The sequence below is a fragment of the Streptomyces iakyrus genome (assembly GCF_000717055.1).
Taxonomy (GTDB): domain Bacteria; phylum Actinomycetota; class Actinomycetes; order Streptomycetales; family Streptomycetaceae; genus Streptomyces; species Streptomyces iakyrus.
The window spans coordinates 22115-35142 of sequence record NZ_JNXI01000031.1; the positions used below are offsets into that span (position 1 = coordinate 22115).

Consider the following 13028-nt stretch of genomic DNA (forward strand, 5'->3'; position numbering starts at 1 on the left):
CGGACCAGGCGGCATGAGACCAAGCACGGCGGGCAAGGCGTCGTCGGTGTTCTGCGGACACCAATGCGGGTCCTGTGGCCCCTGCGGGCATGAAAGCACAGGCATGGTGTATCCTAGCTGCTAGTGTTGCTGCTCTTGGTGAAGGTCACGCTCCGCAGGCACGGCATGATGCCGGGGCCGAACGTGATGTCAGTCGACGGGGCGAACACCGTGTTGCTACGCTCGCCGGTCGCATTGCTGACCGCCTGTTCGATCCACGACCGCGAGAGCGTGAAGAGATCGCCAGGGATGCTCGGCACCGTCTCGCGCCGGAACATCGTTTGTAGTTCGGCGGCCACCGCTTCGCGAACGGCCTGCGTGTCGGGCTTCAGGTCTTGGATGACGATGTCGATGCAGTCCGCGACCGGCGCTTGAACGATAGGGATCGCCGTGGTCGGCTTCAGCCCGTCGATATGCGCCTGCACGGCCGCAACGTCCGCCGCCTGCGGAATGCCAGCAACGTACGTGTCGTCCATCAAGAACCAAATGCCGACCGTGCCACGGCCGAAGGCATTGGCCTTCACGAACGCCCGCGTAACGCCTGGCAGTTCCTTCGCCCACGCGATGTAATCGAAGTCGGCCCCACCATGCGGAGGGTATCGCTTGCGCGCCAGGATGCGCTCGCGGAGCTGATCGTCCGTCTCCTGATCCGCGCCCTGGCCGAGACCGACATCGTCAACGTTGACGGCCGTGAGATGCGCGATGTTCGTCGAGAGCGGTGCGCCGTAAGTTGTGTTGCCTGACTTACCTGCCACGTTGCACACGACTGGAATGGTCGCGCTCAGCGAATATTTTCCGATGTCTTTCGCGAGCGTCGACGTGAACTGAACGCCATCGCTGCGCGTGAAGACTGTCCCCTGTGCGACTGTCAGCGGCCAGGTGTCAGCCACCACGACCACATTGCCCTGCGAGTACGATGCGGGCTTGCGTGAGATGCCATAATCGGCACCATGACGTTCCAGCTCGTCGCCCGTGGCGGTCATGGCGAACCGTTGCCGGTCCATCCATTTGAGGCGGCCGAACACTTCCCACACCGCGCCGCCGATTACCTTGGCGCTGACGTAGATGTTGTTCGGCCAGATGAAGGCGTCAGTGCCGGGCGTCTCCGCCCTGAACGCGTTGCGAGCGCGCACCACCATCGCCTTGATGTCGGGCATGTAGAATGCCATTACGGAAACTCCTGCCGCCAGATGCGGTCGAACTTCTGGTCGTAGATGAGCTGGCCGCTTTGGCTGTAGGCTTTCACGTCCAAGACGAGATGGCCGGGCACGACATCGACAGTCGCGCTACAGACGAACTTCGCAACAGCCCCTTGGTCGATCAGCGGTTGCAACGCTTCGTAAGCGTAGTCCTCTGCCTTCCTGGCCGTTTCGGTGTTGAGCGGCGAGCGGTACAGCAACCAGAGGCGCGAACCGAGCTTCGTTTCGTTCTCGTCGAGATCAATGTTGTCGCCCCACCAGCCCTTCGGATCGGTGCCCGAGGGGAGCTGGTCGTAGACTTCGGCTCGACGCCAGGTGAAAAGGGAAATCAGGATCGCCGTGTTGAGCGCATGATCGGCAGCCAGCCCGTAGGCATTGAGCGGGGCGTTCGGCCCTGCCAGCTTCCAGTCCGCGTACCACGTACTGAGATCGTCTGAGTTCCAATAGGTGTCCCACAGAAGGAACGGCTGATCGCCGTAGCCCTCTGTTTCTCTCATGCGGATGTCCATGTGTGGCCTATCCGATCTTGGCGTACACGTTGATCGACGGGCCGCTCTCGGTCATGACCTTTGCGTACGAGCCATCCGAGCCGTCGCCGCCGAGGAAGACCTTCTGGCCGTCACCAGGCTTGACCGTGATCTTGTTGTCCTGGGAGCGAATCTCCACCGTGCCGGTCTTCGCATTGACGGACAGACCGTCCTTGCCCTTCGACCAGACTACGTTGCCCTTGTCGTCGTAGAGGACCGCGTTGCCTGTCGGCAGTTTGCGCGGCCGGTACTTCGGGTGCTCGCCGCCCAACGCAACAAGAAGATCGCGCCGACCACCAAGGCCAAGAGCGAGCATGTGAGATTCTTCAGGCGAGTTCGAGCTGAAGCCATGTGGATACACCCGCATGATCTTGGTGTGCTGTTCGTCGGCCAGGCCATCCGCGTCGATGAGCTGAATGTCGCCCTCGTCGTCGACCTTCCGGATCAGATACCGATGACCGGAGTTGCGGTGAGTGTAGTAGTCTTCCATGTCAGAGGTCCGTAGGTTGCGCGAAGTCTTTCCACGGGGATTGCGCGCCGGAGCCTGCGCCGCCTCCGCCCATGCCGGTGCCCTCGCCGTCGAACGCCTGCGGCAGAACGAGCGAGAGGGTCGCGAACGATCCGCTCTCATCTTGCGTGAGCGAGACGCTCTTGATGAGCATCTGTTGGCTGAGCTTCAGGACGCGTGACTGAACGTAGACAAGGCCGTTTGCCTTCCAGAGTTGACCGCCGAGATCGAACCACGACTGCGACTTGATCTGCGCCGTGACGCTCTCGCCTTGCTGGCGGTTCTTGTGATGGCGGGCGCGATCCTTCGCGGTCTGCTCGTCGATGTCAGACTCTTGGTGAATGTGCTTGGGGAGATGGCGCTTGACAGACGGGTCCTTCTCCGTGGCAACGATCTGAAGCGACTTCTTGTCGGTCCCGTAGACGCGCTGCCCCTTGACCTTGTATTCGCTGTGCTGGTCGCCATCGTCGAATGCGGCGCTGCCAGCCAGGATGTTGATGCCCTCCATCAGCGGAGAGTTCGATCCGGCCGAGCCGCCCTTCGTCATCTTGATCGAGCCGTCCGGCATGCCTTGAAGAAGCATCGGCTGGCGGCGCGTCATGCGCTCTACGGCCTCGAAGACCGTTTCGTTCGGGTGCAAGCGCGCATACTCGAAGGGCTTCTGTTGGATATCGGAAGTGAACCCCACTCCCTGCTTATCCAGCTCTTGCGCGATCTGAAGCGGCGTCTTGTTGCGCCACTCGCCTTTATCGTGCTCGGCCGCGCTCTTGACGCTGTCGCGGCCCTTGGACGTGCCCGAAATCTCGACGGTGTGGTTGTTCGCGTCGAAGCTCGGCACCATCCGGTTGATGTAGCCAGTCACTAGGAGCTGACCGTTGGCGAGCACGGTTACGGGCGTGCCCGGCATGAAATTCCACTGCTCGTCCATCGCGTCCGTGGCGTCGGTCACCGTGAAGGCGAAGGCGCGCACGGCCTGGTTGGCGGAGTAGGACACGGCTGCCCGCGTGAACGCGGAGTAGCGCGCCCCGCCCGCAATGAGCGTGACTGTCGTTTTTTCGTCGGACATGTACGGGCTGATCCTCTGGCGAGGACGCCCGCACGGTTACCGCGCGAGCGCCTCGAATGTGCCAGGCATGAAGGCTGGTGACGCGACCTCGTTACGGTCGGCCAGCTCTTCGGCTCGGTAGACATCTTCGTAGAGACGCGCCGCCCAATAGAGCGACGGCCGGGACTGCGGGGCCGTGATCGTGATGACCGGCACGATGGTCGCCATCTTCTGCGTAATCGACCGCACGGCGTAGTCGCGAGCGGTGAGCATGATGTTGACGATCTCGTCTTCCGCGAACTGCTCGATCTGCGCGTTGAACAGCTCGACGACGGTGGCGCGTGCCTGGATGGCTTCCTTCCGCGTCAAGAACGTCTTGGCGCAGATCGCCTGCGCGAGCTTCATCAAGGCGAACGACCGGACCACACCACAGAACACGGTGCTATTGACGGCGTCGGCCGTGTCAGACGCGCTGATCGGCGCGGCGGTCGGCGTATCTAACGCGTCGACCTGCGCCTGCAAGTCTGCCAGGCTGACCTCGTTGACGCTCCACGTCGCGAAGCTCGTCAAGGTCGGAATGACCACGTCGCTCGTCAGTGCGTTCCCGATGCCGTTGATCGTGTAGGCGATCATTGGAACGATGGCAGCCGCGCCGGTCTGGATCGTGACGCCGCTGTCGCCGATCTTCGTAACGCCCGTATCGTTCGCTATGGCCGCGATGGTCTGCGCAGGTATCGTCTGTTGAGCGAGCACAGCACCACTATCAGTGCCGGGCTGCGCATAGGTCGCGGCGTTCTGGAAGATGCTGACACCCGCCTGGACCACGTCGGTAGCCAGCGTCGGGTTGTTCGTCGGCATGCCCTCGATAGCCGAGACCACGTCGGAGCTGTACTGCGAGATGCGATCCGTCATGTTCTCGGACACGAAGTTCAGCGTGTTGCGCGGAACGTACGTGTTGTCGAAGAACGTCGTGAACGTCGGGATCGCAGCGCTGAAGATGCTGCCGATCAGGCTCTCGAACTCGGCTGCTATAGCGCCAGGCGCGGAGAAGCTCGCGACGACGAACTGGAACTTCAGAGCGTAGTAGCCGCACTCGTCTTTCGTGCGCGAGACCGACAGGTTTTGGCACGCAACCATCGTGGCTCCCTCGGTCGGGAGCTGTAGGATCGCCGGGCCGCGCGCAGTGCAGGCGGCAACGATTGCGTCCTTCTTCGACACCCAATCGTCGCCGAACAGGTAGCCGTTGACGGTGAACTTGCGCGCCTTCTCCCCGAGGTCTTCGAAGTACGGGTTGTCGCGGTTCGGGTACTCATGGACCGGGCCGCGCCGCCCGTATTCGCCCTGGTCGGACGCCACGAAGAAACCTACGCCCCGAAACGAGGCGGGGCGCAGGTCGTCAATGCAGAGACAGGTCATTTACTTCGTCCCGGTAAGAGCGTTTGCCGCTGCGGGTTTGGTGCCGTTGTCGCCGGGGCCTTGCATGCTGGTACCGAGCGATCCGTTGAGCGACATCGTCGCTACGCTCTCGGCTCGCTTGATGAGGCCCTCGAAGTATTGCGACGGCCTTACTTCGATCTGCATCATGTTGTGCAGCTCGGCCGCGCCGGTCACGGTGCCCTGGACGTTGACATCCTTGAAGCCATCAGACTTCGGCACGGCGTGGATCGAATCCGTCCACCCGGCCCCATCACCGCGACCTCGGCCGCCGTACTGGTTCGGCTGGTTGCCGCCGCTGCGCAGGAAGTCCTCTGTGCCGTCCTTGCGACGCCAGAGCGCCAGGTCGTCGAGGTATTCGTTGCCGCCGTACGCGCTGGCCCCGAATCCATCGGTGATCGAGATCGGGCCTCGGTCGCCGAGGCGACTTCCGATCCGACCCATATTCACGATGTTCGGCGACGGGTTCTTGGTCTGCGCGTCGACGTTCTTCTGGTTGTTCTCGGTCAACCATTGGAGATAGCTGTAGGCCGCCTCGCCGACGATGGGCGCGTAGGTCAGGAACTTGAACGCCTTCGACGCCTTGTCGCCCGGTGCGCCCGGTGCTCCCGGTGCGCCGGGCAAGCCCTGCACGCCGTTCTTGGCCGCTATGGCGTTGAGCGTCGATTGCGCCAACTGGAACGCCCTCACGACGCCAGCGGTCGCGCCGACGAGCGTGATGAAGCCCGCTTCCAGCGTGAGGCGCTGCTTCTTGCCCTCTTCAAGGCTATCGAGGAACTGAAGTATCTTCGAGCCGCCGTTTGCTGCGGCTGCCAGCCATCCTTCGTTCGCCTTGACGAAACTGTTGGAGGTCTGCTCGAACGATGCTTTCAGCTTGTCGACGGCGAAGGCCAGGCCTTCCATACGCTGTTTGGCGACTTCTTCGGCGCGGCCGACTTCGACGCCGTGCTCGACGGCCTTCTTGTTCTCTTCGTACGTGTTGATGTCGCCCGTCAGCACCATGCCGCGAGCGCCCTGCTTCACGCCAAGATATTGCAGAAGACCGAGCAAGCCACTCTTCTTGATGAGCGCATCGACCAACGCGTCGCCGTTGACGCCCTCGCGCTTGTACTGCCAGTAGTCACCGGCAGCCTTCGCCAGACGTTCGCGGTCGCGAGGCTTCGTGATGTCCATCTCTTTTTCGAGCTTGTTCGTGATGAACTCGACGAACTTGCCCTTGTTGCCCGCGATGTCGCTGTCCTCGTTGGTCAGCTCATCGTTGATCGCCTTCTGCGTCGCACCCTTGATGGTCTTGCCGAACCGTTCGCGCACCAGGCCGCTCAGGCCCTCGGCGTCGAGATGGCCGTGCGTGCTGAACGAGTCGATGTCGATACCGTTCGCGATAGCCGACTGGCGGCCTTCTCGCGTCGGCGACAGAACACGCGACGCCAACTGCCGAACCATCGTACCGGACTCTTGGCCCGGCATGTTCGCGCGTTTCAACGCCATACCGATGGCGGCGACCGTGGTGTCCGAGATGCCTGCCGCGCTCGCGCCCGAGTAGGCATACTTGCCGAACTGCGTGATGTCCTCGGCAGTCATCGCGCCGGACTTAGACATGACGGCGGCGATGTCGGCATACCGCTTGGCGATGGCTTTGGCCTTCGACGGATCGCCCTCTAATTCGTGCGAGTGACCCTTCGCGAAGATCGAGCCTTCGAGGATCACCGCCGCGTCTTTGACCGACGTGCCGAGCGCCTTCGACAGGATGAGCGCTTGGTCGGTCATGATCTGCGAGGTACGCGCCGAGATTTGCCGCTGCGCGAACGCCATCTGCGCGTGAGCTACGTCAATCGGGCTTTCGCCGTAATCGAACGCGCCGCGCCGCTGTTGCGCGAGCAGGCCAGCCATCTCAGACTGGCTATACCCGTAGCCGCTGATCTTCCCGTTCTCGTCGCGCTGGACGCCGACCGCTCGCATGTAGCGATTCTCGCGTTCGAGCGGGATGTAATTCTTGACGGCGTCCGCCGCCTTGTGCAGCGCGTAGCTCGACGCGACCCCCGCAACGATGCCGCCGACCTCACGCCACGCCGCCTTGATGGAGTGGAGATGCGAAAGGTGCTGCCTCGCCTGGGAGTTCGCGTCGACTAGTCCGCGATTGTACTGGTTCAGGCCGGAAGCGTCGAGCTTCATCAGCTCTATTTGCTTCGCGGCCTGCTTCGCCTGGTTGGATAACTGCTTCAGAGGCCCCGACATATTGTCGATCAGGCCGACCACGGCGGCGGTCTGGAAAGTCTGCATGTCGGCTTACCTCGTTTCAGCCATCAACTTCTCGTTCCGCTTCGTTATGTCGTACCAATAGCGGAGTTCTGCGGGGGTCATGGTCATGATGTTCGTCGGAGTATCGACGCGCATCACGACCAGATAGTTGGCACGACCGGCTATTCCCCCAGGCCGTTCCAGACCTCGCCGACGACGTTGCAGGCGCTCTGGAAATCGGTGCCGGACAGATCACCGAGGATGAGATCGTCGACGCCGGAAAGCAGCGACAGATACGCCATCATTTTGTCGTAGCGAATTTCCAGCTCGACGGTGCCGTCGTCTTTGCGCTGAATGACCTTGTATGGAGACTCGCGCATCGTTGCGATGTCGCGAGCGGTGAGATCACGAAGCTTCAACTCCATGACTTCGCCGTCGTGGGTCTTCAGCGGCTTGCTGAGCTTGATGTTGCGGGCCATCGGTCAGTCCTCAGAACTTGGTCTGTGTCACGTTGCCGGACGTGATGGTCAGGCCGGAGATCGCGCCGGTCTCGGTGTCGATCTTCGGTCGCCCCACAACGACGGCTTTGGTGAACATGTAGCGGCGTCGAACCTGGGTCAGTTCGATGGTGACATCGAGCGGGCACGACATGACCGCGTCGAGGTCCATGTCGCAGCTATCCGACAGCACGATCTCCGCGCTCGCGGGCACGGGCTTCGTGGTCGTATAGATGGTGCCATCCTGATTGGATGCGACCGTGCGCTCGAAGTTGGTCGGCTCGACAGTGACCGACGACCGCGCCGACCATTGCGCGCCGTTGGCGGTGATGCGGACGAGACCGCCCGCCGCGTAGCAGCAATCAACCATAGTGTGGTTCCTTTGACGCAAAGCGAAACGCCGCCCCGAAGGACGGCGTTTTCGCGGATTGCGATGAGTGTGAGCTTACAGACCTGACCGCTTAGGCAGTCGGGAACTGCGGGTACGACGTGGCGTTCACCGCCAGGACGCGCAACTGGTTGACGTGATCCAGCGGCAGGAACGTGTCCACGCGATCCGGATTGTCGGCGTTGCGCTCGACGATGAGCAACTGCGCGAACAGGTCCGAGTTCTCGAACACACCGTCGTCTTCGAGCAGCTTGTACGCATGGATGAACGCGTTCTTCAGGTCGTCCGCCGTGGCGAAGCCCTGAAGGTTGTTCGGGTTCTTGTCGACCAGCGCCGCACGCGGATACGTCTGCGTCATGTAGGCCATGATGTAGCGCAGGCCGTACGTGAGCTGAGCGATGGTGTTGACGTTGAGCCACGACTGGTCGGGCGAACCCCAGGCGTTGCGCTGGTAGGTGGTGATGAGCCGGTCGATCTGGACCGCACCGTCCTGCACGCGATAACCCGACGCGCCGCTGAAGTAGAAGCTCTGGCGCTGCAACGTGCTCCACTGATCGCCGATGGACTTCGGCGGGAGGATGCCGATGAGTTCGACGGTCTGAAGCGGACGCGACAGCTCGGGCGGAGCCTGGAAGTGCTGCGCGGTCTGCGCACCCACAGCGGCGGCCCACAGATAGGTCGGCTGCGGCGCATTGTAGACCGGCATGATCGACGTGTGCCAGGAGTTGCGCGCCGACGTGAACGTCTGCACGGTGCCAGCGGTGCCGGACATCGACGTGATCTGGTGACCGTACATCTGCGACATCGGACCCCAACGCGCATCCAGCCAGGCCTCCATCTGCGTCAGCGTCGCGCCGATGCAGTAGGGCATCACGATCCAATCCCACTGCTCGTCGCCCATGTTGGCGATAGCGTTGGTGATATCGGGATCGCCGTTGCCGCCCGTGAGCTGGACAATCGTGGTCAGAACGTCAGCGGCGTTGCCGTCGCCAGCATTCAGATTGGTCTCGATGCGAATGCCGTTGCCGAGACTGCCCTTGTTCAGAGCGGTGATGTTCACCTTCGACGCGGTGGTGCCGTCGACCGCAGCGGACACGACGATACCGGGGCACGCGTTGATCGCCGCAGCGATTGCGGTGGCACAGTTCGCCGAGGTCATCAGCGCGTTGACCGGCACGGAGATGCGGTAACCGCCGATGTAGAGCACGATGCTGACCGAAGAAGTCGGGGCGGTCGAGACCGTCACGCTACCAGTCGCGGCGGTCGCGCCGCCCGTGGCGTCTGCCAGCGGGATCGCCCAAATCTCCTGAAGCGGAGCATTCGCGCGGGCGATCTTATACATCGCCGCCAGCATCGAGCCGGTACCGAAGAACGCGTCTTCGTTCTGGGTGACGAGCAGCGGTTCGTCGGCGACGGCGGAGCCCGCAGCGGTCTTCTGACCGATCAGCACAAGGCGCTGGATCGAAGAGTACGGAGCCTGCCCCGCGTTCACTTCGAAGCGAACGAAGGGGACCCGGATGTTGCCGGGGATTTGGTTGAACTGGATAGGCATCTAGCCCCTCAATTAGTTCGGTTTAAACGGCGGGGACCGGCGTCGCGGCCGGAGCATCCGGCACGACTTCGAGATCGCCCTGCTTGATTGCACGCGCATAGAACGCGTTGCGCTCGACCAGCACGCCCTCAGCGGGCACGGGCTGGAAATCCCTTTCGGGCATCAAGATCAAACGCCCCTGAACGGGGCGCACAGTCACAGCTTGCGTCATGGAAGCTCCAATGTGTTGTCGACCTCGATGCGCCCATCGGGGCCATGCTTCTTGCCCTGCGCAGCCAGAAGATTCGGGTCTGCTTCGGGGCCAATGGCGTCGACCTTGATCCCGATCTGGCGGAGCAGCGGGAGGTAGACAGTCGGGTTCTTGTTGCCACCGAGCACGTTGAGCACGTTCTGCATGCTCGGCGAGCTGCACATGGCTTGCAGCATCGGCACGATCCACGGTGCCGGGAATTTCGAGAGATCGTCACAGAACGGGATCAGCTCGGGGATTTTCTCGTTCGGCATCAGCCCGTAGGCTGTTGGCGGGCAGTCGTCCGGTATCTCGCACTTGAAGTGGATACGGCGCGACGCGAACTTGTTGTTGGCCTCATCGCGCGTTGCGTGCGATTGGATGCTCTCGATGCGAACCACGAAGGCTCGCAGAGCATCCGAGTAGGATCGCCCCGGCAGTTGCCACAGCGCCCACTTCACCTGCGCCTCGAAGAGGTCCAACTGCGCTTCGAGTTCGGCATCGGTCATCGGCGTGTCGAAGACAACGTTCTGGACGTTGTCGATGATCTCCGTGTCGAAGCTACCGATCACGATCTCGACGCGCAGATCGACCCATCGCCGGTAGGGTCCGGAGCCGCTGCCTCGATTGATGAGATCGCCCGTGTCGTCGTCCGTGTAGACGATGATGCCGGGCATCGGCTTGCTGTAGTCCTTGAAGACGAACGGGTCGATCCGGCTGTCGAACACACGGTCTTCTGCCATCGTCGGCGCGACGGCGTCGCTCGGTTGCTTCTGCAAGGCGACGCACGCCAGGGCGCGCAGCATCAAGCGCGACAGGCTCATAGCTTTGCTCTCCCTAGTTGGACGACGTGAATCTCGACGCCGCTCAGCCCATCCGGCTTTACGTCGGTGACCTCGAACAGCTCACCATTGAGAGCGCGGAGCACTCGATCACCTTGGACGAGGCCCGGCACGTCGCAGACAAGCGCCGTAAGACACGGCGAGCGCGTGGAGACCTTCACTTCCTCCATGCCGAGGCTGACCTCTCGCGGGGTCTGCTCAAAGACCGCCATGAAGTCGTAACCCTGGCGCGAGAGGTCGATCACGCGCGGGAAGTTCACGCCGCCCGATTTGTACGGTTGCAGCGTGAACTTCTCTCCGTGCTCTTCGATGATGCCCCTGGTGCTTTCCGCTTCGTCGTCGAAGAAACTAACCGCTGGCCACGACGACATGGATGCGCCGTACGATGGTGCGTGCAGGGATGGCGACATCGGCCGCGCTCGCAGCCACGACGGCCGCAACGGTCGCGGTCACGTCGAGCCAGTAAGCGTCGCCGACCTTGGCATTGTCGGCGGCCTTCAAAACGACGACCGTCTTACCGGCCGGGCTGAAGGATTGGCCTGTGATGCTCGGCGTCGACGGGCTGTTCGACGCCGCTGCAAAGTTCGCCGCGTTGAGCTGCGCGTTGCCGTTGGCCTGAAGCCACTGCGAGAAGTCGACCTTGTAGTCGATGGTGTCGCGGAGCCGGAGCTGGAAACAGGCGAGCGCCGGAATGTCGGCACCCTGCTCCGCATTTACGTCCGGCTCGCAGGCCGGAACGACCACAGACCGGCAATCCGGCTGTACCTGTGTAGAATAGACGAGCATGGCTTACTTCCCGAACTTGATGGACCCGAGGCCAACCAGCGTTGCCGCGAGCCCCATGACGGCGAGCACAACAGCCGTTCCGACTTTGTTGACCGAGCTTTCCCACATGGAATGAACCCGACGCAGGAAGTCGAAATCGCTCTGCGTCTTCACGCGTTGCTCGGCAGTTGTCGCCAGAATACCGACTGCGCTCAGTTCTTCGCGAATGACATCGCGAAGGGTCGTCTTGAGATCGTCAACCGTCATTGATGCAATCGTGTTAGACATGGTGTCCTACCGAGCTAGACGGGGACCGAAGCCCCGCGCGTTAAGCGAGGGGGTCGGCCTGTGCCTGGGTCTCGGTCTGCTTGATCGGATCGACCACGTCATCGAGAGCGACATCCGGCACGCGTGCCAGTTTGCGCGCGATCAGATCGGCGGCAAATTCCTTGTCGACCTCGATCACCGTGCCAGCCAAGTGACGTTGGTGGTCGACAAGCGGAGCTTCGATCTCACGCTTGTTGTACTTGAGCTTGGTCATCTGCGGCTTGCCCTTAGCGTCAAGCACAGGGGTCGTGAAGGTCACGCTCTTGGTGGTGACAACCTTAACCATCGGAGTTCTCCTAGCGGGGGATAAAAGGAACGCCTCGCCCTCAAACGAGAGCGAGGCGTAAGGCGAGTGAGCTGCCTGACCTTACTTGACGGTCAGCACGAACATCGCGTTGGGACGCCGAGGCGCGAGCAGCGGACCCGACTGCGTGACCAGTTCGAGACCGGACGGGTTGAACAGCACCTTCGACTTGCTGAAGGACCGACGCGCCTGAATCTCGGCGTCGAGATCGAGGATCGCGCCGTAATACTGCGTGCCTTCCAGCGCGCCGGTCGCGATGCCGATCACGGTGTTCGCCGGGATGTAGGGCTGCGAAGCGCCGTTGTCGTCGAGGTAGTACGAGTCGTACACCCACATGTCGATCCGGCCCTGAAGCGTGCCGACGTAAACCGGCTCGTTCAGGTTCGTGCGCGGGCCACCGTCGATGGAGGTAGCGCCGTTCAGGTCGCGCCGGAAGCGGATGTCGATCAGGTCGGTGATCTCCTGATTGCGCTTCAGAAGATTCCACGCGGAGCCGCTCATGACCAGATCGGTCACGATTGCGCCCTTGCTGATCTGGCGAACGTTCAGCGACGCGTTCTCGATGTCTTCGAGCGGGGCCGAGGTCGACTGGTCCCAGGTTGCCCCACCCGTGAGGGTGACGTGCAGCGACGGATCGCGGCCGAAATCGACGGTGACGGTCGGATACGACTCGCCCGAGATGGTGATCGCGCCGTTGACGAGAGTCTGCGCGGCCATCCACTCCAAGCGGTTGTCGATCATGTCCTCATGCAGCGCGAGGTACTCCGCGACGATCTTGTCGAAACGCTGCTTCGGCGTCATCACGCCGCCGTAAGCGCCCTCGCCCGGCAGGCGGGTGAACGCTTCGCCGGGACGAACCAGCGCAGTCGGCTTGATGTAGGCCGGGGTGAGCGTGCGGGTCCGGTAGCCCTCGCGGACCATCGGCTTGCCCGCAACGGTGGGCGCGACGAACGGAGCCATGCGGCGACCGCGATCAACGATGTCGAACTCGATCTGCTTGGTGTCGAAGAACTTCGAACGGCCGAAGAACGTGCGGAGCAGCCACGGATTGGGGCGCTCCAACTGCTCGACCATTGCGTCGAGTTCCCACGTTTCGTAGCGCGAGAGTTGGATAGTCATGTGGTAGTCCCTTTG

16 protein-coding genes are annotated in these 13028 nt (G+C 62.3%); all 16 read right to left on the minus strand.

Going from position 1 to position 13028, the window contains the following annotated elements; all coding sequences use genetic code 11:
• Positions 1–113 precede the first annotated feature (113 nt).
• The 16 genes from OO68_RS43275 to OO68_RS36975 all read right to left on the minus strand — a co-directional run bounded on the left by OO68_RS43275 (position 114) and on the right by OO68_RS36975 (position 13013).
• Complete coding sequence (locus OO68_RS43275) at positions 114–1208, minus strand: baseplate J/gp47 family protein (RefSeq protein ID WP_050513930.1); 1095 nt, start codon at positions 1206–1208, stop codon at positions 114–116.
• Complete coding sequence (locus OO68_RS36905) at positions 1208–1747, minus strand: phage GP46 family protein (RefSeq protein ID WP_050513931.1); 540 nt, start codon at positions 1745–1747, stop codon at positions 1208–1210. Before OO68_RS36905 ends, OO68_RS43275 begins: the two co-directional genes overlap by 1 nt.
• A gap of 7 nt (positions 1748–1754) precedes the next feature.
• Entirely contained in the window at positions 1755–2255 is a 501-nt protein-coding gene (locus tag OO68_RS36910; RefSeq protein WP_030529727.1) for a phage baseplate assembly protein, read from the minus strand.
• Position 2256: 1 nt separating this feature from the next.
• Positions 2257–3339: a phage baseplate assembly protein gene (locus OO68_RS46525; RefSeq protein WP_030529726.1), complete on the minus strand. Its 1083-nt coding sequence runs from the start codon at positions 3337–3339 to the stop codon at positions 2257–2259.
• A gap of 36 nt (positions 3340–3375) precedes the next feature.
• Positions 3376–4734, minus strand: a complete 1359-nt coding sequence (locus OO68_RS43280) for a DNA circularization N-terminal domain-containing protein (RefSeq protein ID WP_030529725.1) — start codon at positions 4732–4734, stop codon at positions 3376–3378.
• Entirely contained in the window at positions 4735–7032 is a 2298-nt protein-coding gene (locus OO68_RS36925; RefSeq protein ID WP_030529724.1) for a phage tail tape measure protein, read from the minus strand.
• 140 nt (positions 7033–7172) lie between these two features.
• Positions 7173–7469 carry a phage tail assembly protein gene (locus OO68_RS36930; RefSeq protein ID WP_030529723.1) on the minus strand — a complete coding sequence of 99 codons (297 nt, stop codon included), beginning with the start codon at positions 7467–7469 and terminating at the stop codon, positions 7173–7175.
• A 10-nt stretch (positions 7470–7479) separates the two neighbouring features.
• The gene (locus OO68_RS36935) at positions 7480–7857 is read right to left on the minus strand and encodes a phage tail tube protein (RefSeq protein WP_030529722.1); all 378 of its coding nucleotides are present in this window, start codon (positions 7855–7857) and stop codon (positions 7480–7482) included.
• Positions 7858–7948: 91 nt separating this feature from the next.
• Positions 7949–9427, minus strand: a complete 1479-nt coding sequence (locus OO68_RS36940) for a phage tail sheath subtilisin-like domain-containing protein (RefSeq protein ID WP_030529721.1) — start codon at positions 9425–9427, stop codon at positions 7949–7951.
• Positions 9428–9449: 22 nt separating this feature from the next.
• Positions 9450–9638: a DUF2635 domain-containing protein gene (locus OO68_RS36945; RefSeq protein ID WP_030529720.1), complete on the minus strand. Its 189-nt coding sequence runs from the start codon at positions 9636–9638 to the stop codon at positions 9450–9452.
• Complete coding sequence (locus OO68_RS36950) at positions 9635–10480, minus strand: hypothetical protein (protein ID WP_030529719.1); 846 nt, start codon at positions 10478–10480, stop codon at positions 9635–9637. Before OO68_RS36950 ends, OO68_RS36945 begins: the two co-directional genes overlap by 4 nt.
• Positions 10477–10869 (minus strand): head-tail joining protein, encoded by a 393-nt coding sequence (locus tag OO68_RS36955; protein ID WP_030529718.1) that lies wholly within the window; start codon positions 10867–10869, stop codon positions 10477–10479. Before OO68_RS36955 ends, OO68_RS36950 begins: the two co-directional genes overlap by 4 nt.
• Positions 10847–11284, minus strand: a complete 438-nt coding sequence (locus tag OO68_RS36960) for a hypothetical protein (RefSeq protein ID WP_096766521.1) — start codon at positions 11282–11284, stop codon at positions 10847–10849. Before OO68_RS36960 ends, OO68_RS36955 begins: the two co-directional genes overlap by 23 nt.
• Before the next feature lie 3 nt (positions 11285–11287).
• A complete protein-coding gene (locus tag OO68_RS36965; RefSeq protein ID WP_030529716.1) occupies positions 11288–11530 on the minus strand; it encodes a hypothetical protein in 243 nt (80 codons plus the stop codon).
• A gap of 61 nt (positions 11531–11591) precedes the next feature.
• Positions 11592–11876, minus strand: a complete 285-nt coding sequence (locus OO68_RS36970; protein WP_030529715.1) for a hypothetical protein — start codon at positions 11874–11876, stop codon at positions 11592–11594.
• Positions 11877–11957: 81 nt separating this feature from the next.
• The gene (locus tag OO68_RS36975) at positions 11958–13013 is read right to left on the minus strand and encodes a major capsid protein (protein WP_051750748.1); all 1056 of its coding nucleotides are present in this window, start codon (positions 13011–13013) and stop codon (positions 11958–11960) included.
• Positions 13014–13028 lie beyond the last annotated feature (15 nt).

Coding starts and splice junctions, on each gene's coding strand:
- OO68_RS36970 (WP_030529715.1), bottom strand. CDS start 11,876: ATGGTTAAGGTTGTCACCACCAAGAGCGTGACCTTCACGACCCCTGTG.
- OO68_RS36925 (WP_030529724.1), bottom strand. CDS start 7,032: ATGCAGACTTTCCAGACCGCCGCCGTGGTCGGCCTGATCGACAATATG.
- OO68_RS36940 (WP_030529721.1), bottom strand. CDS start 9,427: ATGCCTATCCAGTTCAACCAAATCCCCGGCAACATCCGGGTCCCCTTC.
- OO68_RS36975 (WP_051750748.1), bottom strand. CDS start 13,013: ATGACTATCCAACTCTCGCGCTACGAAACGTGGGAACTCGACGCAATG.
- OO68_RS36960 (WP_096766521.1), bottom strand. CDS start 11,284: ATGCTCGTCTATTCTACACAGGTACAGCCGGATTGCCGGTCTGTGGTC.
- OO68_RS36965 (WP_030529716.1), bottom strand. CDS start 11,530: ATGACGGTTGACGATCTCAAGACGACCCTTCGCGATGTCATTCGCGAA.
- OO68_RS46525 (WP_030529726.1), bottom strand. CDS start 3,339: ATGTCCGACGAAAAAACGACAGTCACGCTCATTGCGGGCGGGGCGCGC.
- OO68_RS36945 (WP_030529720.1), bottom strand. CDS start 9,638: ATGACGCAAGCTGTGACTGTGCGCCCCGTTCAGGGGCGTTTGATCTTG.
- OO68_RS43275 (WP_050513930.1), bottom strand. CDS start 1,208: ATGGCATTCTACATGCCCGACATCAAGGCGATGGTGGTGCGCGCTCGC.
- OO68_RS36930 (WP_030529723.1), bottom strand. CDS start 7,469: ATGGCCCGCAACATCAAGCTCAGCAAGCCGCTGAAGACCCACGACGGC.
- OO68_RS36950 (WP_030529719.1), bottom strand. CDS start 10,480: ATGAGCCTGTCGCGCTTGATGCTGCGCGCCCTGGCGTGCGTCGCCTTG.
- OO68_RS36910 (WP_030529727.1), bottom strand. CDS start 2,255: ATGGAAGACTACTACACTCACCGCAACTCCGGTCATCGGTATCTGATC.
- OO68_RS36935 (WP_030529722.1), bottom strand. CDS start 7,857: ATGGTTGATTGCTGCTACGCGGCGGGCGGTCTCGTCCGCATCACCGCC.
- OO68_RS36905 (WP_050513931.1), bottom strand. CDS start 1,747: ATGGACATCCGCATGAGAGAAACAGAGGGCTACGGCGATCAGCCGTTC.
- OO68_RS43280 (WP_030529725.1), bottom strand. CDS start 4,734: ATGACCTGTCTCTGCATTGACGACCTGCGCCCCGCCTCGTTTCGGGGC.
- OO68_RS36955 (WP_030529718.1), bottom strand. CDS start 10,869: ATGTCGTCGTGGCCAGCGGTTAGTTTCTTCGACGACGAAGCGGAAAGC.